28 protein-coding genes and 1 tRNA gene are annotated in these 24,887 nt (G+C 59.8%); 12 read left to right on the top strand and 17 right to left on the bottom strand.

What is annotated here, in order from left to right; translation table 11 throughout:
• Positions 1–126: 126 nt before the first annotated feature.
• Positions 127–822: a DUF1223 domain-containing protein gene (locus ISX84_RS12635; RefSeq protein WP_195820720.1), complete on the top strand. Its 696-nt coding sequence runs from the start codon at positions 127–129 to the stop codon at positions 820–822.
• A 301-nt stretch (positions 823–1,123) separates the two neighbouring features.
• Here ISX84_RS12635 and ISX84_RS12630 read toward each other — a convergent pair whose 3' ends face one another.
• The 4 genes from ISX84_RS12630 to purB all read right to left on the bottom strand — a co-directional run bounded on the left by ISX84_RS12630 (position 1,124) and on the right by purB (position 4,440).
• A complete protein-coding gene (locus tag ISX84_RS12630) occupies positions 1,124–2,182 on the bottom strand; it encodes a flagellar motor switch protein FliG (RefSeq protein WP_195820818.1) in 1,059 nt (352 codons plus the stop codon).
• Between the two features lie 72 nt (positions 2,183–2,254).
• Positions 2,255–2,776: a tetratricopeptide repeat protein gene (locus ISX84_RS12625; protein ID WP_195820719.1), complete on the bottom strand. Its 522-nt coding sequence runs from the start codon at positions 2,774–2,776 to the stop codon at positions 2,255–2,257.
• Between the two features lie 101 nt (positions 2,777–2,877).
• Positions 2,878–3,039: an adenylosuccinate lyase gene (locus ISX84_RS12620; RefSeq protein ID WP_195820718.1), complete on the bottom strand. Its 162-nt coding sequence runs from the start codon at positions 3,037–3,039 to the stop codon at positions 2,878–2,880.
• Positions 3,040–3,135: 96 nt separating this feature from the next.
• Positions 3,136–4,440, bottom strand: coding sequence for an adenylosuccinate lyase (gene purB / locus ISX84_RS12615; protein WP_195820717.1), 1,305 nt, complete (start codon positions 4,438–4,440; stop codon positions 3,136–3,138).
• A gap of 83 nt (positions 4,441–4,523) precedes the next feature.
• Between purB and ISX84_RS12610 the strand changes: the two genes are divergently transcribed.
• The 3 genes from ISX84_RS12610 (at position 4,524) to ISX84_RS12600 (ending at position 5,945) form a co-directional block, all read left to right on the top strand.
• Positions 4,524–4,862 carry a hypothetical protein gene (locus ISX84_RS12610; RefSeq protein WP_195820716.1) on the top strand — a complete coding sequence of 113 codons (339 nt, stop codon included), beginning with the start codon at positions 4,524–4,526 and terminating at the stop codon, positions 4,860–4,862.
• Positions 4,852–5,265, top strand: coding sequence for a DUF6314 family protein (locus tag ISX84_RS12605; RefSeq protein WP_229884282.1), 414 nt, complete (start codon positions 4,852–4,854; stop codon positions 5,263–5,265). The genes ISX84_RS12610 and ISX84_RS12605 overlap by 11 nt, the downstream gene beginning before the upstream one ends.
• A gap of 74 nt (positions 5,266–5,339) precedes the next feature.
• Positions 5,340–5,945: a biotin transporter BioY gene (locus ISX84_RS12600; protein WP_195820714.1), complete on the top strand. Its 606-nt coding sequence runs from the start codon at positions 5,340–5,342 to the stop codon at positions 5,943–5,945.
• Positions 5,946–6,029: 84 nt separating this feature from the next.
• Here the strand turns inward: ISX84_RS12600 and ISX84_RS12595 are convergent, their stop codons facing one another.
• Positions 6,030–7,244 carry a bifunctional alpha/beta hydrolase/OsmC family protein gene (locus ISX84_RS12595; RefSeq protein ID WP_195820713.1) on the bottom strand — a complete coding sequence of 405 codons (1,215 nt, stop codon included), beginning with the start codon at positions 7,242–7,244 and terminating at the stop codon, positions 6,030–6,032.
• A gap of 316 nt (positions 7,245–7,560) precedes the next feature.
• Here ISX84_RS12595 and ISX84_RS12590 point away from each other — a divergent pair, with 316 nt between their 5' ends.
• A complete protein-coding gene (locus ISX84_RS12590; RefSeq protein WP_195820712.1) occupies positions 7,561–8,361 on the top strand; it encodes a class D beta-lactamase in 801 nt (266 codons plus the stop codon).
• Between the two features lie 6 nt (positions 8,362–8,367).
• On the opposite strand, the gene dddP is transcribed toward ISX84_RS12590, so the two are convergent.
• A complete protein-coding gene (gene dddP, locus ISX84_RS12585) occupies positions 8,368–9,708 on the bottom strand; it encodes a dimethylsulfonioproprionate lyase DddP (protein ID WP_195820711.1) in 1,341 nt (446 codons plus the stop codon).
• A gap of 128 nt (positions 9,709–9,836) precedes the next feature.
• Here dddP and ISX84_RS12580 point away from each other — a divergent pair, with 128 nt between their 5' ends.
• Positions 9,837–10,574 carry a heme-dependent oxidative N-demethylase family protein gene (locus ISX84_RS12580; protein WP_195820710.1) on the top strand — a complete coding sequence of 246 codons (738 nt, stop codon included), beginning with the start codon at positions 9,837–9,839 and terminating at the stop codon, positions 10,572–10,574.
• 33 nt (positions 10,575–10,607) lie between these two features.
• On the opposite strand, the gene ISX84_RS12575 is transcribed toward ISX84_RS12580, so the two are convergent.
• The 4 genes from ISX84_RS12575 to ISX84_RS12560 all read right to left on the bottom strand — a co-directional run bounded on the left by ISX84_RS12575 (position 10,608) and on the right by ISX84_RS12560 (position 14,153).
• Positions 10,608–11,057 carry a glyoxalase superfamily protein gene (locus tag ISX84_RS12575; protein WP_195820709.1) on the bottom strand — a complete coding sequence of 150 codons (450 nt, stop codon included), beginning with the start codon at positions 11,055–11,057 and terminating at the stop codon, positions 10,608–10,610.
• A gap of 190 nt (positions 11,058–11,247) precedes the next feature.
• Positions 11,248–12,171, bottom strand: coding sequence for an alpha/beta fold hydrolase (locus tag ISX84_RS12570; RefSeq protein ID WP_195820708.1), 924 nt, complete (start codon positions 12,169–12,171; stop codon positions 11,248–11,250).
• Positions 12,172–12,367: 196 nt separating this feature from the next.
• Complete coding sequence (glnA, locus tag ISX84_RS12565; RefSeq protein WP_195820707.1) at positions 12,368–13,771, bottom strand: type I glutamate--ammonia ligase; 1,404 nt, start codon at positions 13,769–13,771, stop codon at positions 12,368–12,370.
• A 43-nt stretch (positions 13,772–13,814) separates the two neighbouring features.
• Entirely contained in the window at positions 13,815–14,153 is a 339-nt protein-coding gene (locus ISX84_RS12560) for a P-II family nitrogen regulator (RefSeq protein ID WP_195820706.1), read from the bottom strand.
• A 167-nt stretch (positions 14,154–14,320) separates the two neighbouring features.
• On the opposite strand from ISX84_RS12560, the gene ISX84_RS12555 reads away from it, so the two are divergent.
• Positions 14,321–15,865, top strand: coding sequence for an NAD(P)H-hydrate dehydratase (locus tag ISX84_RS12555; RefSeq protein ID WP_195820705.1), 1,545 nt, complete (start codon positions 14,321–14,323; stop codon positions 15,863–15,865).
• On the opposite strand, the gene ISX84_RS12550 is transcribed toward ISX84_RS12555, so the two are convergent.
• Complete coding sequence (locus tag ISX84_RS12550) at positions 15,862–16,377, bottom strand: Hint domain-containing protein (RefSeq protein WP_195820704.1); 516 nt, start codon at positions 16,375–16,377, stop codon at positions 15,862–15,864. The genes ISX84_RS12555 and ISX84_RS12550 overlap by 4 nt on opposite strands.
• Before the next feature lie 143 nt (positions 16,378–16,520).
• Here ISX84_RS12550 and ISX84_RS12545 point away from each other — a divergent pair.
• Positions 16,521–16,605: transfer RNA gene (locus tag ISX84_RS12545), tRNA-Leu, on the top strand.
• A 383-nt stretch (positions 16,606–16,988) separates the two neighbouring features.
• On the opposite strand, the gene ISX84_RS23490 is transcribed toward ISX84_RS12545, so the two are convergent.
• The 4 genes from ISX84_RS23490 to ISX84_RS12525 form a co-directional block, all read right to left on the bottom strand.
• Positions 16,989–18,140, bottom strand: a complete 1,152-nt coding sequence (locus ISX84_RS23490) for a recombinase family protein (RefSeq protein WP_195820703.1) — start codon at positions 18,138–18,140, stop codon at positions 16,989–16,991.
• Positions 18,137–18,421 (bottom strand): hypothetical protein, encoded by a 285-nt coding sequence (locus ISX84_RS12535; RefSeq protein ID WP_195820702.1) that lies wholly within the window; start codon positions 18,419–18,421, stop codon positions 18,137–18,139. Before ISX84_RS12535 ends, ISX84_RS23490 begins: the two co-directional genes overlap by 4 nt.
• 232 nt (positions 18,422–18,653) lie before the next feature.
• The gene (locus ISX84_RS12530; RefSeq protein ID WP_195820701.1) at positions 18,654–18,908 is read right to left on the bottom strand and encodes a hypothetical protein; all 255 of its coding nucleotides are present in this window, start codon (positions 18,906–18,908) and stop codon (positions 18,654–18,656) included.
• Positions 18,905–19,219, bottom strand: a complete 315-nt coding sequence (locus tag ISX84_RS12525; protein WP_195820700.1) for a hypothetical protein — start codon at positions 19,217–19,219, stop codon at positions 18,905–18,907. The genes ISX84_RS12530 and ISX84_RS12525 overlap by 4 nt, the downstream gene beginning before the upstream one ends.
• Before the next feature lie 216 nt (positions 19,220–19,435).
• Between ISX84_RS12525 and ISX84_RS23485 the strand changes: the two genes are divergently transcribed.
• Both ISX84_RS23485 and ISX84_RS23480 read left to right on the top strand, forming a co-directional pair.
• On the top strand, positions 19,436–19,828 hold the full coding sequence (locus ISX84_RS23485; protein WP_195820699.1) for a recombinase family protein: 393 nt from the start codon (positions 19,436–19,438) through the stop codon (positions 19,826–19,828).
• A gap of 3 nt (positions 19,829–19,831) precedes the next feature.
• Complete coding sequence (locus ISX84_RS23480; protein ID WP_195820698.1) at positions 19,832–20,239, top strand: winged helix-turn-helix transcriptional regulator; 408 nt, start codon at positions 19,832–19,834, stop codon at positions 20,237–20,239.
• Positions 20,240–20,861: 622 nt separating this feature from the next.
• Here ISX84_RS23480 and ISX84_RS12510 read toward each other — a convergent pair.
• Both ISX84_RS12510 and ISX84_RS12505 read right to left on the bottom strand, forming a co-directional pair.
• Entirely contained in the window at positions 20,862–22,115 is a 1,254-nt protein-coding gene (locus ISX84_RS12510; protein ID WP_195820697.1) for a tyrosine-type recombinase/integrase, read from the bottom strand.
• 253 nt (positions 22,116–22,368) lie between these two features.
• Positions 22,369–22,677 (bottom strand): DUF6476 family protein, encoded by a 309-nt coding sequence (locus ISX84_RS12505; RefSeq protein ID WP_195820696.1) that lies wholly within the window; start codon positions 22,675–22,677, stop codon positions 22,369–22,371.
• Between ISX84_RS12505 and ISX84_RS12500 the strand changes: the two genes are divergently transcribed.
• Positions 22,676–23,725, top strand: coding sequence for an RluA family pseudouridine synthase (locus ISX84_RS12500; protein WP_195820695.1), 1,050 nt, complete (start codon positions 22,676–22,678; stop codon positions 23,723–23,725). The two genes, ISX84_RS12505 and ISX84_RS12500, sit on opposite strands and share 2 nt — an antisense overlap.
• A 160-nt stretch (positions 23,726–23,885) precedes the next feature.
• Positions 23,886–24,782 carry an RNA polymerase sigma factor RpoH gene (gene rpoH, locus ISX84_RS12495; protein ID WP_195820694.1) on the top strand — a complete coding sequence of 299 codons (897 nt, stop codon included), beginning with the start codon at positions 23,886–23,888 and terminating at the stop codon, positions 24,780–24,782.
• Positions 24,783–24,887: the final 105 nt, after the last annotated feature.

The raw sequence follows: 24,887 nt of genomic DNA, 5'->3' as shown, positions 1-24,887 counted from the left end.
TGTATACCATTGTGTACCGTTTCAAGTGGATTTGCCTCGCAATCTCTCAAGAAACCTTGATTGGTCATTACAGTCGGGAGATTCTACGGTGCATGAAACGGCTCTGACGGCCGCAAGAGGAATCACATGAAACGAATGTTGCAGGCCTTTGCCGCGCTTTGGTTGCTGGCCACGCCCGGTGTTGCGCAAAACTCGCCGGTTGTCGTGGAGCTGTTCACGTCGCAGGGATGTTCGTCCTGCCCGCCAGCGGATGAGTTGATGCACGCGCTGGCCAAGCGCGATGACGTGATCGCACTGGCGCTGCACGTGGACTATTGGGACTATATCGGCTGGAAAGATGAGTTTGCCGATCCGCGCAATGCTGAGCGCCAGCGGGCCTATGCAACGGTTGCCGGGCGGCGGTCGATCTACACGCCCGAAATGATCGTGAACGGTCTGACGGATATCGTCGGCGCCAAACCGATGCAGATTTCGGAAGCGATTGCGATGCACAAGGAACAGTCGCAACCGGTCACGCTGTCGCTGACGCGCCACGGTGATGAGGTGCAGATCGAGGCCTCTCGCCTGCAGGGCAACAGCGAGGCAATGGTGGTACAGATGCTGCGCTACAGGCCTCAGCGCAAGGCGCGGATCACGCGCGGCGAAAATGCGGGCCGGACGATTAAGTATGCCAATGTGACCGAGGACTGGAAAGTGCTTGGAGAATGGGACGGTCGCGCGCCGCTCTCCCTCTCTGCTGCCGCACCCGGCGATGCGCCGGTGGTGGTTCTGATCCAGGCGGCCAGGATGGGACCCATTCGAGCCGCCGCGCAGTTGAAGTGATGAGGTGGCGTTGCACCGTCGGATGATGTCCTCCGACGGTGTCGCCAATCTTTGTCAAAAGGTCAGGCCAGTCGCCGATCCAGCATGACTGCTCAATACCTCGCGCGTTTTCACCCGCGCCTGGAAATCGCTTTTGCGCGTCGGCTTGGCCACAGCGAGCATGTGACACATCCATGGCAAACCGTTCGGCGCATCTTTCGGCGCAGGCAAACGGACGGCGCAGAACAACCGGTGCACAGGCAAACGTCTCGAAGCTGCAGTTCCCTGATTAAATCAGACAACCGGTTCCGAGTGCCCACCGTCAGTCGTCGTCGCTGTCCTGCACCACCAGCAACAGGTCGCCAGAGGCCTCCATGTCGCGAATCTGCGTCACGATCGTTGCCATTGCCTCTTCGCACTCGGCGGGCTTGACCTTCTCGCGCTCAGAGACTTCCTCGCGCAGCTGATCGGCCATGCGCCCCGACATATTCTCCAGAATGAAATCGGCGCTGTCTTGCATGCCGGCAGCTTCTGATCCGGCCAGCGCGGTGACCAGCACCTCCTGATCCAGCTCGCGAATGACCCGGGGGATGTCGCGGGCTGCAATCCGTTTCGGAATGTTGGCGAAGGTAAAGATCGCCTTGCGCACCAGATCCGCAAATCCGGCGTCAGTCTCGTCCAGACCTTCCAGCACGTCGTCGCGCGTCACGGATGGGGTGGAATTCAGGATCGCGCCGACCCGTTCCACCGGTCCGTCGTCGAAGGCTTTCATCGGTTCCGCATCCAGCTGTGCCGCCAGCGACAGGCCGATACGGTCCACCGCGTCAGGCGTTACGGCACTGGTCTGGGACACTGCATAGGTGATACGCCGGGCCTGCGGTCCGGGCAGCTTGCTCAGCAACTCGGCAGCCCGCGATACGTCGATTTTCGACAGCAGCACGGCCGCAACCTCGGTGCTTTCATTCTCCAGCACCGGCAGGAGCTTTTCCGCGCCCATGTCCCGCAACCGTGCCCATGGGTCGCCATATTGGCGCACACCTGCCTCTTTGCGCAGGCGCGCTGCGGTATGTTTGGAAATCCGCCCGTCGAGCGAATCCAGCGCGCCTGCGATCCCACCAGGGAAAGAGAGACCTATGCTTTCGAGTTCATCGGCAAATTCGGACGCCACGCTGCCCAGCGTGCCACGGTCGACCAGCCGCATGGATCCCATCTGCTTGGTCAGTTGCGCCTGAAGCTCCTCGGGCAGATCTTCAAGCGGGATATCTGCCCCTTCGTTCAACAGCAGCCGCACCACAATCGCCGCCTTTGCCTTACGGCTCAAGGAGACCGGAGCCTTGTTTTCCGTCTCCGGCAAAGCCGGAAACGGAGCCATTGGAACCATATCTGTCATCTTCACCTGCCTGAACCTGATCTCTCTTTGTTCTCGCAGATAAAGGTTAAGGATTGGCTGAAGTCAGTAGTTGTATGTGGTGCCCGTCGCGATGGCATTGCGCAGCGACGCCTCGGACCATGTGCCTGCGCCACCGTGGGCACGAATGGCCCGCAATTGCACCATGGCGCCTTTGACATCGCCCGCCTCGACAAGGCCCTGGCCCATGTAGGAGCGTGCCAGAATATTGCCTGGGTTCTCGGCAATCGCCTGTTCGTAGAACATCATGCCCAGATCGACATTGCCCATCTTGCGGTGGGTGAAGCCCATGTAGGTGAGGCGCCCGGCATGATCGCGGGGCAGTGCCTGCGCGACGGTCTGGGCGTCCTGGTAGCGGCCTGCATAGGCCAGCTGGCGCACGGCCAGATAGAGCTGTTCGCTTTCGAGGCTGCTTTCCTGAGCATCCACACAGGTCTTTGTTTTCTTGTCATAGATCTTTGCGCCGTCGCAGCTCACAGCCGGTTTTGGGGGCGGAGCATCATCGTTGCCCCCATTGGCCAGAACGGCGGTGGGCAACAGGAAGGCTGCTGTCAGAAAAATACGCATTTAAGAAATCTCCTTGCACGGGTTAATTACTGTACGCCGATAACAAGGCAGAGGGTCATTTTATGCGATCACAGAAGCGTGATCGCATAAAAAAGTTGAAATCAGGTGGTCGTGGCCACGCAGGATTTGCTGTCGGTATCATAAACCGTGCCTGCAGCGCAGGACATGGTGATTTCTTCTTTGCCGTAATTGCACCCGGCGGCAAAAGCCAGGGCAGGGGCAAGCGTGAGGGCCACCGCGGCGGCCAAGGTCTTGATCGTCATTGCGGGTCTCCTGTGTTGAATACCCTCCAAGGTAGCAGCGGTTGACGTATGGTCAACAAAAATGCCGGGTCCGCTCTGGCGGTAACGGCGCTTTGCCTAGTCCTTGAACACCCGCGCAAAGATCGTGTCGACATGTTTGGTGTGGTAGCCGAGGTCGAATTTCTCTTCGATCTCCGCCGGGCTGAGCGCCGTTGTCACATCCGCGTCTGCCAGCAGTTCCTCTTTGAAGTCCGTGCGATGTTCCCAGACTTTAAGCGCGTTGCGCTGCACGAAAGTGTAGGCGTCCTCGCGGCTGACACCGGCCTGTGTGAGCGCCAGAAGCACGCGCTGGCTCATCACCAGACCGGGGAATTTGTTCATGTTGTCCAGCATGTTCTCCGGGAAGATCAGCATCTTGTCGATCACGCCCGTGAGGCGGGCGAGGGCAAAGTCGAGCGTGATGGTCGCATCCGGTCCGATCATGCGTTCGACCGACGAATGCGAGATGTCGCGTTCATGCCAGAGGGCCACATTCTCCATCGCCGGGATCACGGCAGAGCGGACCATGCGCGCCAGCCCGGTCAGGTTTTCAGTCAGCACCGGGTTCTTTTTGTGCGGCATGGCCGAGGAGCCCTTTTGCCCCATGGAGAAAAACTCCGCGCCTTCCAACACCTCGGTGCGCTGCATGTGACGGATTTCGGTTGCAATGTTCTCTATGGAGCTGGCAACCACGCCGAGGGCGGCAAAGAAGGCGGCGTGCCGGTCGCGCGGGATCACCTGGGTGGAGATCGGCTCCGGCTCCAGCCCCAGTTGCTTGCAGACGTGCTCTTCCACCGCCGGGTCGATATTGGCGAAGGTGCCGACGGCCCCCGAGATGGCACCCGTGGCAATCTCGTCGCGGGCTCTTTCCAGACGGTCCAGGTTGCGATCCATCTCGGCGTAGAAGCGGGCGAAGGTCAGGCCCATGGTTGTGGGTTCCGCGTGAATGCCGTGGCTGCGCCCGATGCGCACGGTGTCCTTATGCTCCAGCGCGCGGCGCTTCAGCGCGGCGAGCAGGGCCTTCACATCCTCGATCAGCAGGTCGGCGGCGCGGGTCAGCTGCACGTTGAAGCAGGTATCCAGCACATCCGAGGAGGTCATGCCCTGGTGCACGAAACGCGCCTCGTCGCTGCCCACATGTTCGGCCAGATGGGTCAGAAAGGCGATCACATCGTGCTTGGTCACCGCCTCGATCTCGTCGATGCGGGCGACGTCGAACTCAACATCCTTGGCTTTCCATACGGCCTCTGCATTCTCGCGCGGGATCACGCCCAGATCTGCCATCGCGTCGCAGGCATGGGCTTCGATCTCGTACCAGATGCGGAATTTCGTCTCCGGAGACCAGATGGCAACCATGTCGGGGCGGGAGTAGCGGGGGATCATCGGCGCACCTTTTCGTATTTGTGTCGGCTCGCCTGCGCTCATAGACTGACGGGCATGGCGCTACAAGATGGGAGCCGGGGTTTATGCGTTTGGTGTGGATCGCTCTGATGGGGCTGTGGCCTGCTCTGGCGGCGGCGGAGACGGTCGTCTGGACCCCGCTGACGGGCGATGAGGTGCAGCAGGCGCTGACGGACCGCAAGCTACAGTATGACAGCGCCTGGCAGGAGTTTCGGGCCTCGGGCCGCACGCTTCACAATGCCGGGGTCGACAGCTGGGGCTATTGGCGGGTTGAGGGCGACCGGTATTGCAGCCAGTGGCCGCCGTCCGATCTCTGGGCCTGCTATGACATGATGCGGTCCGGCGATAGGATACGCTTTATCGGGACGGGTGGCGACATCACCGATGCGGTCTATGCAGACTGAGGCCGCAGAGCGCGTGCTGGCGGATTTCGAAGGCCGGTGGGACCTGCACCGCCAGATCGAACACGAAGGCGGCCAGACGGCACAGTTTGTCGGGCAGGCGGTCTGGACACCGGCGTCGCAGGGCATGGTCTACCGCGAGACGGGACAGCTGGAGATGGCAGGCGGACCGACCCTGCAGGCAGAGCGGGTGTACCTGTGGGGCGCGGATCTGGACGTCTGTTTCGAGGACGGTCGGTTCTTTCACCGCGTGCCTGCCGAGGGCGGGACTGCAAGGCACTGGTGCGACCCTGACAGCTATGTGGTGCACTATGATTTTACGCGCTGGCCCGCGTTTTCGACGCTCTGGGAGGTGACGGGTCCGCGAAAAGCCTACAGCATGGTCAGCCAATACAGCCGCCGTTAGCGCAACAGGTCTTGCACCGGGCGGGTGGCTGCGGCATTCAGGGGCCAAGCATTCTCAACAGGAGACCTCTTCTCATGCAATTGTCCGCCTCACATTCTGTTCTGGCAGATCATTTCGTATCCTCCGAGGGCACCGCGCGTCGGATCAAACAGGCTGTGCTTGTGGCTCTGGGCATCGCGCTGCTGACCATTGCGGCGAACATCAAGGTGCCGGTGCCGGGATCGCCCGTGCTGATGAACCTCGGCACATTCGCCGTGCTGACCATCGGGGCCGCTTATGGTGCGCGGCTCGGTCTGGCGACGATCCTGGGCTACATGATCATCGGCGCGCTGGGATTTGATGTCTTCCAAAGCTCCACTGCCGATCTGAACGGCATCGAATACATGATGGGGGGCACCGGCGGCTATCTGGTGGGCTACGTGATGGCCACGGTGCTGCTGGGCGCGCTGGCGCAGCGCGGCTGGGACCGCTCCATGGTCTGGATGGCGGTGGCGATGTTGCTGGGCAACATCCTGCTCTACGTGCCCGGACTGCTGTGGCTGGGCCAGCTTTACGGTTGGGACAAGCCGATCCTCGCATGGGGTCTGACGCCCTTCCTGCTGGGCGATGCGATCAAGCTGGCGCTGGCAGCGCTGGTTCTGCCAGCGATCTGGAAAATGGTCGGCGACGCGCGCCGCTGAGCGACCCGCAGCTTTGTTAAAATACGAGGCGCAGCCGATGGCTGCGCCTCATTTCATTCTGGCGCCTGAGGCACCCTGAGCCCGTCACTCCGCCAGTTCGGTGATGACGGTGGAACTGCGCTCCAGCGTGCGGTGCACCGGGCATTTATCGGCAATCTCCAGCAGGCGCGCGCGTTGTTCGGCATCCAGATCCCCGGTCAAAGTGATGCGCCGCCGCCACGTGTCGATTTTCTCGCCAACGGCGGTTTCAGCGTCCTGGGCGTGCATCTTGTTGTGGCTCACATCGACGGAGACATGGGCCAGCGGCCAGCCCTTACGGCGCGCGTACATGCGGAGGGTCATGGAGGTGCAGGCCCCCAGACCGGCAGAAAGAAATCCGTAGGGGCTGAGCCCCTTGTTGGTGCCGCCATAGGCCAGCGGTTCATCCGCCAGCAGGTGGTGCCCGTCCGACGAGGTGATGTCGGTCAGATAGCCCTGCGGATCGGCTTCGGAGACCCGCAGCACGCCTTCCGGCGCGCCTGGGGGCGGGGCGGGTGGTTTCAGCGTAATATAGCGCCGCACCCAGGTGGCGATCACATCTGCCGCATATTCCGCGTCCTCGCCGCGGGTGATCAGGTGATCGGCGCTGTCGAGGGTCACAAAGCTTTTGGGATGTTTTGCGGCTAGAAAAATCTGGCCCGCGTTGTCGATCGATACGATTTCGTCGCGCGGGGCGTGCAGGACCAGCAATGCGGCGTTCAGGGCAGCGATGGCCGGGCTCAGTTTCTCCTGGGCGACGTCCTCCACGAACCCTTTGCCGATCTGGAAAGGGCGACCGCCCAGCGACACCTCGGCCACGCCTTTGGACATGATCTCGGGCAGGGCGTCGGCGAAGTTGTGGGTGACGTGTTCGGTATCAAAAGGCGCCCCCAGCGTGGCGACCGCCTTGATGGTGTCGAGCTTTGAGGTGGCTTTCAGCACCGCCGCACCGCCCAGCGAATGCCCGATCATCAGTGACGGCGTCATACCGCGATCCGCGAGATATGCATTGGCCGCAATCAGGTCCTCCACATTGGACGTAAAGGAGGTGTTGGAGAACTCGCCCGCAGAATGCCCCAGACCGGTGAAATCAAAACGCAGCACGGCGATCCCCATGGACGCCAGACGCGCGGCAATGCGCCGGGCGGCCGGAATATCCTTGCCGCAGGTAAAGCAATGCGCAAAGAGCGCCGTCGCCAAATGCGGCCCGTCCGGGACATCCAGACGCGCGGCAAGCTCCGAGCCGTCATGTCCGGGAAAAGTGATGCGTTGAGTGGGCATGGCAGCGCTCCTTTGTCAGGGATCAGAGTGGGGCCATGGCAGGACGCATGCAAGAGGTGTGACAGCAGGATCACGGGGAGGTGACGGAAAGATCGCAGGTCGCTGTCTTCACGGGAGGCGGCCCGCTGGCCCCGCTACCGGCGGATTGCCGCGCAGGGGCACATGCCGGTGGATTTCCGATGATTTCCCCTTTGCCGCCGACTTCCCGCAATACTAGAAACGGGGTGGGATAAAAGAAGCAGTCATCCCGATAAAAAACCCAAACTCTGGACGTCGCGAATGTGCCGTCACAGTATGTATATTCAGGAGAAACGTTATGATGTCGATGTTGAGAACTGCTGCGCTTTGCAGTCTTTTTGCGGCAGGTGCCTATGCACAACCCTATGATATTTCTGACTATGTTGCAGAGATAGGGGTCGAGAATACAACCACAGCGGTGGTGGTGAAACGCTTGTCGGACGGCCATACATGGAGCAGTAATTTTGCCCGGGCCGAGGAACGCTTTCAGCCTGCGTCGACATCGAAAATTCCCCATACGCTGATTGCGCTGGAGAGCGGCTTTGCCACCCCGGAGACCACCTTCGAATGGGATGGCAAAGAAAGGTTCATGGACAGCTGGAACCAGGATCAATCGCTGATATCCGCCTATCAGCGCTCCGCGGTCTGGGTTTACCAGCATATCACCACCAGCCTCGGCGGCGACAAGATGGCCGACTGGTTGCAGGCGTTCGACTATGGCAATGCGGAGATCGGCGATGAAAGCGCGCTCGACAAATACTGGCTGCGTGGCCCGCTTGCGATCAGCGCCGAGGAACAGATCGACTTTCTGAGCAAACTGGCACAGGAGGACCTGCCGCTCGCGCCCGCGACCTATGTGGATGCGCGCAAGATCATGATGGAGGCGGAAGCCGGTGACGCAAGGCTCTATGCGAAAACCGGTTACAACCTGCGCAGCGGGCAAGAGGATCTGGGGTGGTATGTTGGCTGGGTCGAGACCGCGGATGAAACTTATGTTTTTGCGGTCAACATGGATCTGGGTGGCTTTGACGAGGCACCGCAGCGCAAAATCCTGGCCCGGCATGTCCTGGCCCGGCTGGATATCTTCCCCGCGCCGTAACCTGCGCTAACGCCCCATCAGCGCATCGTCGAAGGGGTAGGTGGTCAGGTTCTCGAAACCGTCCTCGGTGATGAGAACCTGATCCTCCAGCTTGATCGAGAAATCACCACCCTCGGGGCTGACCAGGGCCTCCACGCAGAGGCACATGCCCGGCTCCAGAGGGTAATCATAGGCCCCGGCCACCGCGCGGTCGGGGTAGGCCACCAACGGCCATTCATCGCACAACCCGACCCCATGCATCAGGCAGCCGTATTTCTGTTTCTGGAACGGCGCGTCCAGCACATGGGTACCTGCAGACAGCTCCGGGATCATCACGCCGGGCTTCAGCATCTGCATGTTGGTCATGATGTGCTCGACCCCGTGCTGCATGGCGTAGATCATATCGGGGCGCGGTTTTTCATCGCCGATCCACCAGCTGCGCGAGACATCGGTGCAAATGCCGTAAGCCCCCACCAGATCGGTGTCGAAGGAGATGATCTCGTTTTTCTGGCACACACGCGGGCCGCATTCCTGAAACCACGGGTTGGTGCGGGGGCCGGAGGAGAGTAGCCGGGTTTCGATCCACTCACCGCCGCGGCGGACGTTTTCAGCGTGCAGGATCGCCCAGATGTCATCTTCGCAGGTCACACCGTCGCCGACATGGGTGCGGGCAAACTCCTCCATCACCCGCATCGCGGTCTCGCAGGCGTGAGAAGAACAGCGCATCGCCTTGATCTCGTCGAGGCCTTTCACCGCGCGGGACTTCTCGGTCACCTCTTCGCCGTCCATGATCGTGAAGCCCTGCGCTTCCAGCGCGCGCAGCCCGTGCAGCATGACCTTGTCGACCGCCAGGTGTTTCAGCCCCGGTGCGTGTTCGGCCAGCAGCACCCGCACCTCATTGGCAAAATGGTCGGCGGCCACGTCCACCTTGTCACCCCGATCGAAGTAGAAGAGATCAGCGCCGGAGCGCTGTTCGCGGACAAGAGGATTGAATTTGCTGAGGAAGGGCGCGTTCTTGTAGTCCCACATCACCATATAGCCATCGGCGCAGAGCAGGACGGCGCGAAAGGGGTTGTGGGTGTTCCAAAGCTGCATATTGGTGCTGTCGGTCGCATAGCGGATGTTGAGCGGGTCGGTCATCAGCAGCCCGGCATAGCCACGGTCAACGATATGCTGCGTCAGGCGGGCGTGACGATAGGCGCGCATCGCGGCGAGGTCAGGCAATTCCAGCCCCGCATTCGCCCATTCCGCAAAGGCCAGCTGTGTCGGGCCGATCTCCACCCGGTCCATGTCATTTGGCGAGCCATCGCCCAGCGTTGCACCCTGGGTCGGGTCGATCTTGCGGCTATCGCGGTAATGCTGGTTCATCGTGGACCTCGCTGTCTCTGTCGCCCCTCAAGCTTGGGCGCAATTTCTTCGGCAGGTTTGCTCGAATGCGACACGATTCAGGGTCGTTTTTTGATGACAACGGCGCTGCCGCTCTCTAAGTGGCTGTTATGGTGGAGATTTTACAGGAAAAGCTGCCGCAGGAGATGCTGGACGAACGCGCCTTGCCGGGTGTGCAGCCCCTTGGCCCTGATGATTGGCTGCGTGTCGATGACGCCTATGCCGCCCAGATGGCACATCGTCGGTCGCTGATCGCGGCGCGGCGTGCGGAGGTTTATTGGCAGGATCCGGGCGCGGATGCGGCGGCGCGTGAGGTGCTGGCGCAGGCCTTGAAACTGCTGACGGGCCTGGGCTTTGAGGTGTCAGGCGGGCAGTGCCGCTGCCCGGATGGGCAGATCGTTCCGCTCGACGGGGATGCGCCGCTGATCGTGCTGGGCCAGTTGGTGCAGGAAGACATCTGCATCATGGACAAACGCGGCGATGAACATGTGTTGGTGGCTGCCTGCCTGTGTTTTCCCGCCAGCTGGCGGCTGAGCGAGAAGGTCGGACGCCCGTTGATCGGCATCCACGACACGGTGGAAGAATACGACGCAGGCATCGCCCGCCGGGTGCAGCGCCTGTTTGACGGGGTGCAGGTGGGCCGCCCGATGTGGCGCTACAATCGCCTGTGGTATGACGATCCGGACCTGTTTCAGCCCCGCTCGACCCTGTCGCCCCGCCGGATTGCACCGGGCGAGGCCGAGGCCGCCTACCAACGGGCGGAACGTCAGTGCATCGTGCGCATGCCCGAGAGCAGCGCGGTGGTTTTTTCCATTCACAGCTATGTGGTGAAAGCCACGCAAGGGTGATCCGGGCGCGGTGATCGAACGCCCGGACCGCTGTCAGGGGCGCGACCAGTGATCATTCAGAATGACCTGCGGCACGCCATCGGATGTTTTCTGCGGGCTGCGCCCGCGTGCGTCTAGGCTGCAGTTGATCTGGCGACGCAGGCAGGAAAACTGCTCTGACCGCACCACATCCACAGGCTGGTCAAACCGGATGGTCATGCGCCAGAACCCCTGCGCGCGCTGGTTTGCCGCCTTCACGACGCCCTGAAAGCGCCGCCCGAGGTAGCGGCCGCTCACACGTTGACCAATCTGCCATGCGGTTCTGGGCGCATCACCGGCCAGCGCGCAGAGCGTGTTCCAGTCGCGCATGCCCCATTGGTGCGCCACGGCTTCGAGCGCCATCGAATGCGACATGGGCTGACCGGCCTCGATCAGCCGGGCCCGCAGCCGCCGGGCCTGGGCCTTCAACGCGTCGCGGGAAGGAAGAGGTGTATCCACGTTCATCTCCATTCAGGTCGCAGGAGAGGGCAGGTGTCCGCATTGCCAGCACCGATGCGCGACCCATGGGATCAGAAATCGGAAGGACCATCGTGGTTTCACCAGAATGCGAACGGCAGGCACCACGCGCCTTCGCTGCCTCTACGCTGGTGCGCTGTTAAAGACAAGACATTTCCGTCTCTGAGACGGCGGTGGCTCAACTCAGCAGCGCGAGATCCGTGGTTGTCGTCCGGCGTCGTGTTGGCAGCGGGAAGGCAGGCTGACCGGCCAGCGTCAACCCCGCGTCCCTGTAAAACTTGGCATTGTCGAACCACCAGCGATGGGAGTTCAGCACGGTCCGGTTCGGCCCGTCCACATCCTTGAGATACTGCTCATGGCTGTAAAGATCGACGTGGTTTTTGTGGATACCGGATGGCATGCCGCTGCGGCCTGCCCGTTTACGAAACCCGTTGGCAGGCACAGCCGCATTCAGAACATCGTCCAACTGGCTGTAATAATTCGTAAACCGCTTGGACCTATGCGCCAGCAGAAGCGCGCCCCAGGCGCCCTTGCCAAACCACCGGCGATCCGCATCGCCAGACACGAACAACGTCTCATTGAGTTTCCATGCCCCCGATCCGGGGCCTGCATCATCGTCGAATTCAGAGAGTGCGCGCAGCACCAGATAGGCCCCCATGGAATGCGCGATCAGATTGACCTTGGGGCGCGGGGAGAGCGCCAGCAGGGGCAGGATGCCATCACGCACAAGGTGTTCCGCCGTCAGCTTGGCATGGCGTTTGTCGCTGTCATAGGCCGTCACCGTGCCCGCGCTGGGCCAGTCATAGGCGATCAGGGCGCCGCGGTAACCTTCACCGTTCAACCCGGCCCGGATCTTGTTCATGCGGTTCAGATTGTCGATCTGATCGGTGTTGAACCCATGTACGTAGATCGTGATCTCATTGGTGGCGGCCTCTGCCTTGACGTGGGCCAGCCAGTCGTCCTTGCTGATGATCCCGCCTGTCCACTTTCCGCTGGCATCCGGGCCGCTGGTCAATCGCACATAGCGGGTCACGTCAGCGGGGTTGTTGGTGAAGCGTTGTTTCGAGGCATTATAGGTGCGGCGCGAGAAAAACAGCGTCATGGTCAAATCTCCATCTTTAAATCGGCATCGTTCAAATGCGGCAATGATGCACCAAGAATGGGAAATTTCAAAATCCGGGCAGGCGACAACGAAAAAAGCGCCCCGGTCTAGGGGCGCTTTTGATGATTTTCCGTAGTCTTTTCGCAGATCAAAGGCAGACGGTTTTCGTGAAACCCTGCTCTGCTAAGAGAAGTTTTTAGCAGCTGTAATAGAGCGCGAACTCGACCGGGTGCGGCGTGTGTTCGTACTGTTCGATCTCTTCCATCTTCAGCTCGATGTAGCCTTCGATCTGATCCTTGGTGAAGACGTCACCCTTGAGCAGGAAGTCCATATCGGCCTGCAGCTCTTCCATGGCTTCACGCAGGGAACCGCAGACGGTGGGGATGCCGGCCAGCTCTTCCGCAGGCAGATCATAGAGGTTCTTGTCCATCGCCTCACCGGGATCGATCTTGCTGGTGATGCCGTCAAGACCGGCCATCAGTAGTGCTGCAAAGCACAGGTAGGGGTTCGCCGACGGATCAGGGAAACGGGCCTCGACACGCTTGGCTTTGGGGCTTTCGGTCCATGGGATCCGCACACAGCCCGAGCGGTTGCGCGCGGAATAGGCACGCAGCACGGGCGCTTCAAAGCCCGGGATCAGGCGTTTGTAGCTGTTGGTGCCAGGGTTGGTGAAGGCGTTCAGCGCCTTGGCATGCTTCAGGATACCACCGATGAAATACAGCGCTTCCTGAGACAGATCGGCGTATTTGTCACCTGCAAACACGGGCTTGCCGTCTTTCCAGATTGACATGTTCACGTGCATGCCGGTGCCGTTGTCGCCCGCGATCGGCTTCGGCATGAAGGTCGCCGATTTGCCGTAGGCATGGGCCACATTGTGGATCACGTATTTGTATTTCTGCAGCTCATCGGCCTGTTTCGTCAGGCTGTCAAAGATCAGACCCAGCTCGTGCTGGCAGGAGGCCACTTCGTGGTGATGCTTGTCCACCTTCATGCCCAGACGCTTCATGGTCGACAGCATCTCAGAGCGCAGGTCCTGGCTTTCGTCCACGGGGTTCACCGGGAAGTAACCGCCCTTGACGCCCGGGCGGTGGCCCATGTTACCCATCTCGTAATCGGTGTCGGTGTTCCATGCGCCGTCGGAGGCATCGACCTCGTAGGAGACTTTGTTCATCGAGGTGGAATATTTCACGTTGTCGAAGAGGAAGAATTCCGCCTCCGGACCCATATAGGCCACGTCACCCACGCCGGTGGATTTCAGGTATTCTTCGGCTTTCTGCGCCGTGCCGCGCGGGTCGCGTTCGTATGCCTCACCGGTGTCCGGTTCCACGACGGAGCAGTGCAGACAGACGGTCTTTTCCGCATAGAAAGGATCGACATAGGCGCTGTCTGTGTCAGGCATCAGCTTCATGTCGGAGGCTTCGATGGATTTCCAACCTTCGATGGAGGAGCCGTCGAACATGAACCCTTCTTCAAGGAAGTCTTCATCCACCTGATCGGCCATCACGGTCACGTGCTGCAGTTTCCCGCGCGGATCGGTGAAGCGGATGTCGACATATTCGACGTCCTCATCCTTGATCATCTTCAGTAATTCTTTGCTCATTCTCGTATATCCCTCTTGGTTGGAATGATAATCTGTTGGCCGGTCAGAGCGCGTCGGAACCGGTTTCCCCTGTACGAATGCGGATCGATTGCTCGACCGGCGTGACAAAAATCTTGCCGTCGCCGATTTTTTCGGTTTTGGCGGCCGAAACGATGGCCTCGATGGCCGCGTCGACCATGTCATCATCCAGCACGATTTCGATTTTCACCTTGGGCAGGAAATCCACGACATATTCGGCGCCGCGATAAAGCTCGGTATGGCCCTTCTGGCGGCCGAACCCCTTGACTTCGATGACGGACAGACCCTGGACACCGACTTCTTGCAGGGCCTCTTTCACCTCATCCAGTTTGAACGGCTTAATCACCGCTTCGATCTTCTTCATGGGGGCCTCCCTGCCTATGTTTCGTTTGGGTTCAGATCATTTCGGGCTGGAGCGGTCCATGGATTGCCGTAAACTGCTTTCTGTCCGAAGTGCATTTGGCAAATGTGCGCTTATTTTAGCGGCGTGTCGCACAAAAAATAAGCGAAAGTGAATCGCGAGGGTCAAAAATGACTGAACTTCTGACCGGTGCAGAGATGCGCGCCCATGAAAGCAAGGCGATTGAGTCGGGTCAGGTTACGGGTCTGGACCTGATGGAGCGGGCCGGGCAGGGCGTTGTCGATGCGATGTTTGCACAGTGGCCCGATATGCAGGCGGGCGATCATAGCGCCATTGTGCTCTGCGGTCCGGGCAACAACGGCGGCGACGGTTTTGTCGTGGCCCGTCTGTTGAAAGAACATGGCTGGAGGGTGCAGGTGTTCTGCCTCGGAGCGCCCGAAAACTTGCCGCCCGACGCCCGCCGGAACTTTGACCGCTGGACGGATTTAGGGCCGGTTGTCTCGATAGAAGAATTGAAGATTGATCAGGGTTTCAAACCCGATCTGGTGGTGGACGCCCTGTTTGGCACCGGTCTTACGCGCGCCATTGACGCTTCACTGGATCTCCTGTTCTCGAAGATCAATGCGCATGCCGCCCGGGGAGATACAAAAATCCTTTCTGTTGATATCCCATCGGGTGTCTGTGCCGACAGTGGGCGGGTTTTGGGAGACAGCCTGCGCGCCGACTTGACCGTGACATTCCACGGCGAGAAACCGGGCCATCTCCTGACGCATGGACTTCTGGCTCACTCAGAAAAAGTGGTTGTTGTTGATATCGGCCTCCCACAGTTTCAACGACACACCTCTGATACCAATTTCATCCTGAAAAATGAGCCTGTCACCCCGTATGTGCTGCGCAAATCTGGGCAACGGCATAAATACGATTACGGCCACGCGGTTGTGATCAGTGGCCCCGCTGCGCACACCGGGGCCGCGCGTCTGGCCGCCCGTGGTGCCTTGCGGATCGGCGCGGGGCTGGTGACCGTCGCTGCGCGCGCACAGGCGCTGCCCGAGCTTGCGGCACATCAGACCGCCGTGATGCTCCGGCAGGTGGAGGGTGGCGCTGATCTGAAGGTCCAGTTTGCCGATGACGCCCGTGCGAATGCCTTTTGCGCGGGACCTGCCTTGGGGGCAGATGATGTCGCGGCAGAGCTGCTTGGCGCGGTGCTGGCGTTGGAGCGCGCCACGGTGCTGGATGCGGATGCGCTGACGCTTCTGGCAGAGCGGCCAAAGCTCTTTACCGCTTTGCACACCAGCTGTGTATTGACGCCTCACGGTGGTGAATTCGTGCGGCTCTTCCCCGAGATCGAAGAGAAATTCGCCACGCCGCCGACGCGGGGCCCGGCCTATTCCAAGGTCGATGCAACCCGTGACGCGGCCAGAAAGGCGGGTTGTGTTGTGCTGTTCAAGGGGCCGGATACCGTGATCGCCGGTCCGGATGGCAGGTGCGTGATCAACCCGCCAGACGACAGCGCCGCCTGGTTGGCCACGGCGGGATCCGGGGATGTGCTGGCCGGATTTATCTGCGGCCTGCTCGCCAGGGGCTTGCCGCCCCTGTTGGCCGCTGCCGCAGGCACCGCCCTTCACAATGAATGCGCGCGATCCTTCGGCCCGGGACTGATTGCAGAGGATTTGCCAGAGGCGCTTCCGGGTGTTTTTCGCCAGATGGGTGTCTAGCTTGCTCTGCTGACGCGGGCGACACCTGCCGTATCCGCGGTACCAAGTTCCAGACCATCGGCGTAGAGCACTTGCGGTGTGGCGCAGAACACGCGGTGCAGCGTCACAACCTGCTGGCCAAGACTGCGCACGAACTCCCCATCAACAAGCTGGGCTGCCTCGACAAAGGCGTTGCGCGTGCCACAGAATGCCGGCGCGCGCCAATCGCGCAGATGGACGGTCTGGTGGGCCGTCAGCAAGGCATCGCGCTCCAGCCTGCAGTGGCCCAGGGACCCGGCGATGATATAGACCGTCGGCGCGACCACGCTGACAACCTCTACCCGGGTCACAGGCACAGCACCTTCGCGGGTCAGAACACGTTCACCCGCACGCAAGCCATCAACCGGGCGTTCGCCCTTGAGTGTCAGTATGCGCGCGCCCGAGACCAGCCCGGTAAAGCGGGCCCCTTCTAACGCACCGTCGCGCACCGGACAGCGCCTGTTGTCTACGCGCCCGACCGTTTTCGGCTTCATGGGCGTTCTTCCTTCTTCAACCTGTCTCCAAGTTGATCATGGATAATTATAACATCTGCTTAAGAGGTTCGAAATTTTCCTCTCGCGCTGCCTGCACGGGTTTGCTAAGCAGCGCGCCAACCGGTTTTGCTAACCGGCGATGTGCGGGTGTGGCGGAATTGGTAGACGCACCAGATTTAGGTTCTGGCGCCGCAAGGCGTGGGGGTTCAAGTCCCTTCACCCGCACCATCTTACCAAACTGGTCGCAATTTCCCGTTAAGGCATTGAATGGAAATGATATTTTTGGAGTTCGAGGTCCTGTTTTACGATGGTAGCGGAAAGGGTGGGTGAGGACCAGTTTGAGCACTTTTCGGCGTAACTCAAAACTACCTTTATCCGATATTTTCCAAGGGTTTGCTAGAAATTGCAGCGAAAGTTCAAGTTTCTCATTGAAGTGATGGCTGTTTGAGGACGGGATCGCGGCTTTTTCGGCCAGAACCGCCCGCTGTAGCGCCATTTCATTGTACTTTTGCTCTAGTGCGCTTGACACGGCTGCAGAGTCGGCACCGACAATGCGGTCCAGAGTTTTCTGCATGCGCGTTTCAAGGGCTTTCAGCTCTTCTTTGATAGTGCTACTTTGAGCATTTGCCTGTGCCACGCGCGTGTCCCAAAGCTTGCGGAACATCTTGCGGGCAATGGTGATCATGTTTGAAGTCGGTGCGATGTCTTTCAAAAATATCTTCGAATGCGCTTTCGACCTGCGCGCGCGGGATCGATTTGCCATAGCTCTCACAGGTTTTGGTCTGACACACATAGTAAGCATATTTCTTGTACTTTCCTTTCGACCAGGCAGAGCGGTAGGGCGCGTCGCACTCAGCGCAAAGCACCGCGCCGCGCAGGATGAAATCTTGACCGAGATCCGCGCGTTTGCTGATTTTGGTGCGGCCTGCGCGGATGTCCTGAATGCGCTGGTAGGTTTCCGCACTAATAAGTGCTTCGTGGTGGCCCCTGCGCCGGGTGACGCCCCACGCCTCATGCTCGACGAAGCCTGCGTAGACCGGGCGCGTTAGGATATCGGTCACGCGCTGCGGACGGACACGCCCGCCCGCCGCTTTTGGAAAAGCAGGTTGATCTTCAAGCCAGCGCTGCACTTCGGCTTGGCTGGCAAAGCGCCCCGAGGCAAATTCCTCAAGCGCTTCAACGACGATGGATGCCTCCGGCTCGTTGCGGACGTAGAGCTTGCCGTGTGGGGCGACTTTGCCCCATCTGTAACCGACAGGTGGCGGGAAAGTATTGTAGCCGCTTTCCAGCCGTGCCTTGGTCTTCTGCATGGCTTGTCGACGGTTCTGCTCGCGCTCCAACTCGCCATGGGCCGCCACAATTGTCTCGTGGAATTTGCCTTCCGGCGTATCTTCAAACCGGAAGTTCAGGCATTCGACCTGCGCACCGCGCTGCTTGAAGGCCCGGCGCAGTTGGATGTGGAATTCAGTATCGCGGGCAAAGCGTTTGAGATCATCGAAGATGACGACGTAGGATTTGTCCTTCTGCGCGTCGAGGTAGCTGAGCAGGGCTACCATGCCGGGGCGCTTCATGAAGTCGCCACCGCCAGAGACATCATCGGGGAAGACGGCCTCTACGACATAGCCTTGGCGCTCGGCGTGATCCCGACAGCGGGTCTCTTGGCTATCGAGACCGTGACCAGTGGTGGCCTGCTTGACGCCTGAGACGCGGCTGTAAATGACAGCGGGTTGTTGGGACCTAATATCTGTGCGGTATGTGCTCACGGTTGCTCCTTCTCGTTATCGGGTGAACGGGGTGCAACTGTTTCATGCGGCATGTCTTCAGGGTGCAGTAATCGTAGCACATCAACGCGAAGATCGGAATGCTTTTCTTGTTTGATTATAATGTCTTCCACATCGGTAGGGCCGATCTTTACGCCTAGGTCGACAAAGGCGCTCATGATGCGAAAGAGGGACATCAGGAAGACCTTTGCGGCTTCATTGGAGATATCGACGCCGTGCAGGTCGTCTCGGTACTCTTCGAGAAGGCGGTCGTCCAAGGACATCGGTGAAGTTGGGGTGTTCTCGGTCTCTGGGTGTCAGCCATGGCGTGATCCTTTCTGTTTGGGTGGATACAAAAGAGGGCGCTGGCCATCTCGGCGCAGCGCCCCTTTGGCTCCGGTTAGATCACCGCTTCAGCGTTCCATACGCGGCTGAGAGTGGTTTTGCCCATCACGGTCCTGAAATCGCGCGGGCGTATCGCCCCCCCGATCAACAGCATCGCGGGCCGGACCCTGATTATGGTTCTGCTGTCGGTTGATGCAGATCGATCCTGCTCGTCAGTTCGTTGAGCCGCGCGGCATATGCAGCGCCACCATCCACCAGGATTGCCGTCATCAGGTCTGATTTCTCTGCCTGCTCTTCGACGATCTGGGCAGCGCGCTTTTCGATCCGCTCGTCCTGCAGGCGAAACCCTTCTTCTCGCAGGCGTGTCGCGTCGTCAAACTGTATCTCCCGTGCTAGGTCTAGTGCTGTTTCAAAATCTGTCATCATGCATCGCACCGCCTTTGAATGAGTGCTGCCATGATTGCGCCGGGCGTGCGCTCCTGAAACTTGGCGAAGGCGGCCAATATCACATCGAAAGTGCCGTCCTCGTCATAGAACCATTGATAGATGCAGGTCATGCCGTTGGTCATACTGCCATCGGCGCGGTAGCGGGCGTAGGCCAGACCTTCCGTCAAGCCTGCCAGATAGGAATACTGCTCCGCCGCGTTCATGTCGGAAATGACCTTGCCAGCTGTGAAGTCACTTGCAGAGCCTGCTGTTGGCAGCAGCCCGTACAGGGCCAGCGCCGCTGCTTTCACCGCATTTTCGTTGTTATCTCAGATCCAAATAAAATACTGTTTTTGATGAATAATTTGTATCAAGAATTGAATTAACGTATACTGAAGATAACGCCTGAAAACTTGAGATTTTCGCCAAACCTGTTCGGCGAATTCCAAGAGCCAGGCAAAGACACAGAAAGGGTCCTTACGGTTGCAGTCGCATGAGGCGGTTTGCAAAACGCTAAGCACGCAGCAATGAAGAAACTGGCATATCTAAGAATTTCCACACAAGAGCTGCGTCCTGATCGCCAGATCGACGGAATGAAAGGCTTATGTGACGAGCTGTTCATCGAGTACGCCTCGGGTGCGACGATGAAACGACCCATCTTCGAGAAGGTTCTGACCGCCTTGGAAGAAGGCGACACCCTGTACGTTTGGGATCTTGACTGCGCATTCCGCTCGACTCTTGATGCCATCCAGACGGTAGATACGCTTCAACAGCGAGGGATCGCCCTTAATATCGTCAATCTGCAGCTCGATACCCGCACGTCGGCAGGGCGGTTGCTAGCGAACTCGCATGCAGGTGTTGCAGGGCGACAAGCGCCACTATTGGCATCCACGGGCGCAAGCAGAACTACATTCGCTTAGAGCATGGATCATCTTATCGAGATTGGACTGTTAGAAAGAAATCCCGGTTATGGCCATCCGCTACGACCCGAGTTTCGTCTCACGCAGCCTGGAGAAAAGGCGGCGGCAATCGCGCGCAAAATTCAATGTGTATCTCCTGAGGGCGATCAGAGCTTGCTGCGTAAATCATGGACCTTGCCGGTGCTGAGTTCACTTCAGACACCAAGCCGCTTCAACGATATCAAGCGAAATTTGCAAACGATCACCGATCGCGCTTTGTCACAGTCACTGAAGGCTATGGAAGCGAAAGATTGGGTGCATCGCAGCGTCGACGACACCGCTCGACCGCCAAGGTCAATCTATAGCGCCGTAAATGCTGGTGGAACTATTAGTAAGGTCATCGCGGGAGAAATTAGCTTTTTCCATCAATGATCAGAATGTCGAAAAAGCAGCCAACTACCAAGGCAGAACGAAAGCGTTCTTTGTCCGCGCTGAAGCGACCCAGTAATCAGGATCGGATGTCCGCTGCGAGCCCTCATTGATCTATACTGTGCGATGAAACGACGGCTGCTATCCGAAAATTCATATCGATGGCGCGAGCCGTATCGTGCGGCACAGAAGCCGCCGTTTGTGCAGCCGCAGCGAAAGAGCGCGTCGTCCGCGCTTCCGACCTTCGTCGCTCAAATCCAATGTCGGCTTCCGGGGCTTTGCGACCATCAAGAAGCACAAGGCGAACGGCGACTCCGCCCTTGCGTGGTATCTCATGAGCGATTTACCTACGGCTCCTTTTAACCGATGATGCCTCGCAGCCTCAGTTCAGCAGGCGGCTCCGACTACGGTCCACCGTTGCAAAGAGCAGGTATCAAAACCGAGGAGCCTTCAAGATTTACTGCTGCGGTGGCACCGCCGTTGCTCTGTACGGTGTCGGTGGTCGCCACGAGGCGTCCCTCATTTGCACCGGTTGGCGGTCGTCCTCGTCTTCCTGCCCATCGATTTGGTCCCAGTCTATGGCTGCCAGCGCGGCCCTCTGCGCCTCTGTAAGGGTCACCATCGCTCAGGCCTCCAGCCGCAGGACGTTGTCAGCCGCCGCGCCGGTGACGATCTCGCGGACCTTGTCAGCCCACGCCTCCAGCGCAGCGCGCTTCTCCTCCTCGAAGTCATAGTGTCCGTAGGTTTGCACCAGCACATCGTCGTCGGTGTGGTTGACCACCCGCTTGATGATGTCGCTGGGGATGCGCAGGCGCTGCATACCGGTGTACAGCGTACGGCGCAGATCGTGGGCACCCCAGTTCTCGCATTCCATGGCCGGGCGCACGCGCACCCGCAGCGCCTTCACGAGACCCTGATACGGCGTCTGGCCGTCGGTAGTGAAGACGTAGTCGCCACGTCGTTCAATACCCTCCAGCACCTCCAGCGCCATGGGAGACAGCGGCACGGTATGCTCGCGCCTGTTCTTGGTGCGGGTCGCCGGGATCGTCCAGACGGCAGCATCCATGTCCACCTCACCCCAGCGCATGGCGGCGATCTCGCCGGGGTTGTTGGCCTTGGTGCCGGGGCGCTGGCCCGTCAGCAGACCGAAGCGCAGAGCAGCCCCGTACGGGCTGTCCAGGCCCTCTGTGACTTTCCACAGCTTCGCGATCTCCTCGTCGCTCAGGACGCGGGTCTTGGGGGCATTCTTCGGGAAGGCCTTCACACCCAGCACCGGGTTGCGGTCGGCCATGTCGAGATCGACCGCGAGGTTGAACATGGTGCAAAGGACGGCACGCTCGCGGTTGAACGCCGTAGGATCGTCGGCCCGCATCTTCTTGCGCTTCATGAGGGCGGCCTTGGTGATGTCGCCCAGTGGCTTGTCAGCACCGAAGTGCGGGATAAGGCCGTTCTCGATCTGGCGGCGGTCCTCGCCGATGGACTTCTTGTGCCGCTTCTCGAACAGGTAGGTATCGGCGAGGTTGAGCAGGGTGTTGGTCGCGATCTTTTGCTCCTCGGCCTCAACGGCTGCCTGAGCCTCCAGCTCAGCCCGCATAGCGGCGTCACGGTCAAAACCGCGCTGGCCTTCCAGCTTGCGCTCTGTGGCCTCCTGCCGGGCTACCTCCAGCGTCATCTCACCCGTCGCGGCCAGCCGCACCTCCTTCTGCTTCAGACCGTCGGCGGTGCGTAGTCGGTAGTTCGTATAGTACGCCTTCTTGCCGGTCGGGGCGACGCGCACGTAGAGGCTGGTCACCTGCGTGTCACGAAGGATGTGGGCCTTCGCCTCGGGCTCCGCGTTTTCGATGGCGCGGACGGTCAGCTTGAGCTTCTGATTGGGCATTTTCGAGTCCTCGTTTTGGTGTGCCGCCGTGGGCGCAGTGCCCCGTGTCGTCAGAGTTCTTTCCAACACTTTTCCAACACTTTCTGACCGGTGTATTTCGAAGTGAAGCGGTCTTTCCCTTTGAAAATAAGGGGTTTACCGCCTCCTTTGCAAGCCCATAAGTGGCAAAACCTGATTGTGGATCAGGAGGTCCCCCGTTCAAGCCGGGGAGGTGGTACCACCCTTCCTCCGACCACTTGAAACTGCAGTCAAGCTATTGAACGGAAATCGTTTTTTCGAGCTGACCCGTGACACGGTCAAATATCAGGATCTCGTCGTTATCCGTCACCACGGCGTACCAATCGGGTCCCTGGGTAAAGGAAATGGCCCGCGCGTCGCCGGGCAGGGTGATCTCTGTCGGCAGATTGGGTGCGGGGTCGTTGAAACGCATGACAATCAGGAAGATGATCAGTAGAACACCGCCAATCATCGTCGCGGTCAGCACTGTCACCAACCGCCGCAGAAACCTCAGGTTGGCGGGTTCTTGACCCTCGTCTTCCGGCCTCAATTCAGGACTATCCATGCCGCTCCGCCAAATCCGCTTTTCCATCGACGAAACACCGCCGTCGCGCCTTGATAAGGCGCTTGCGCGCGATGTGCCAGTGGAGGCGGCCTTGTCGCGCACCCGCATCGGGCGCCTGATCGCAGAAGGGGCGGTGCGGGTAGACGGCACCGTGGCGCAGGACCCCAAGGCACGGGTCGACGCGGGCGCAGAGGTGATCATTGACGTGGAGGAGGCGCAGGACAGCCACATTCTGCCCGAAGATATCCCGCTGGACGTGGTGTTCGAAGATGACGATCTGGTCGTGATCAACAAACCGGCAGGCATGGTGGTACACCCTGCGCCGGGCACGCCGTCGGGCACGCTGGTCAATGCGCTGCTGGCGCATTGTGGGGCCGATCTGTCCGGCGTCGGCGGGTTGAAACGCCCTGGTATCGTGCACCGGATCGACAAGGATACATCGGGCCTGCTGGTGGTGGCGAAATCGGATGCGGCCCATCACGGCTTGGCCGCGCAGTTCGAGGCGCATTCGGTGGAGCGCTACTATCAGGCACTTGTTTATGGCGTGCCCGATGCGAATGACCCACGATTGCGCGGCGTGAAAGGGGCCAGTTTTGAGCCTGGCAATATCTTGAAGCTGACCACCCAGCTGGCGCGCCATCGCACAGACCGGCAGCGTCAGGCGGTGTTGTTTCACGGGGGGCGTCACGCGGTGACGCGGGCACGCACGGTGGAGCGGTTTGGCCAACCCCCGGTTCTGGCCCTGATGGAATGCTGGTTGGAAACGGGCCGCACGCATCAGATCCGGGTGCATCTGGCCCATGCCGGGCACGGTTTGGTGGGCGATCCCACCTATGGCGGAAAACGCAAACTCGCCGCGAAGGCGATGAGCGAGCCAGCGGCCGAAGCGATCAAAAATTTCCCGCGCCAAGCGCTGCATGCGGCTGTTTTGGGGTTCACACACCCTGTTTCCAGCGAAAACGTGCGGTTCGAGGCACCTTTGCCGCAGGACATGAGCGATTTGCTCGATGCTGCGCGCGGTTCTGACACAAACAGCAAGCCTGCGTGAGCGCACTGATACGTGAAGTGTTAACGCTGGCGCTTTATGTCAGTCTTTCGTTAATCCGACGGTTGTATCGTTTCCGTTAACATTTTCGGGTCTGACAACTTGAACTGATCAGTTCAGACCCTATCTAGCATGTTAAGCCCGTAAACATTGGGAGGCTTCTATGGCAAATTATGCAAATCTACCGGCGCCAACGCCGGAAGGCGGGTTGAACCGCTATATGCAGGAAATCCGCAAGTTTCCGCTTTTGGAACCTGAAGAGGAATACATGCTCGCCAAGGCATGGGTTGAGAAGGAAGACACCGCTGCGGCGCATAAGATGGTGACATCTCACCTGCGTCTCGCGGCCAAGATCGCCATGGGCTATCGCGGCTACGGTCTGCCGCAGGCTGAGGTGATTTCGGAGGCCAACGTGGGTCTGATGCAGGCCGTGAAGCGGTTTGATCCGGAAAAAGGGTTCCGCCTTGCGACCTACGCCATGTGGTGGATTCGTGCCTCTATTCAGGAGTACATCCTGCGCAGCTGGAGCCTTGTGAAGCTGGGGACGACCTCCGGCCAGAAGAAGCTCTTTTTCAACCTGCGCAAGGCGAAAAACCGCATTGGCGCGCTGGAAGAGGGCGATCTGCGTCCTGAAAACGTGACCCGTATCGCCACCGATCTGGGGGTGACCGAGGATGAGGTGATCTCCATGAACCGGCGCATGTCGGGCGGGGATGCCTCGTTGAATGCCACCGTCGGCTCCGAGACCGAAGGGGCGATGCAGTGGCAGGATTGGCTGGAAGATGAAGATGCCGATCAGGCTGGCGATTATGAGGCGCGTAATGAGCTCGAAGCACGGCGCGAGCTGCTGGGCGAGGCGATGAGCGTGCTCAATGACCGCGAGAAAGACATCCTCACGCAGCGTCGCCTGTCCGACAAGACGGTGACTTTGGAGGATCTCAGCGCGGAGTATGACGTCAGCCGGGAACGGATCCGGCAGATCGAAGTGCGCGCTTTTGAGAAACTTCAGAAGAAGATGCGCGATCTTGCCAAGGAAAAGGGCATGATGGCCAGCGCTTGATCCGACGTCACATAGCACTTTCTCGAACCCCCGCAGCCTGACGGTTGCGGGGGATTCTTTTTCGAAAAGACGCCTACCCTCTGTCCGCCTGTTTGCGCTAACCTG

It is taken from the genome of Roseobacter sp. MH60115 (genome assembly GCF_015644665.1).
Lineage (GTDB): Bacteria > Pseudomonadota > Alphaproteobacteria > Rhodobacterales > Rhodobacteraceae > Roseobacter.
Note: the sequence above shows the minus strand (reverse complement) of the source record. Positions and strands in the feature narration are given on the sequence as shown.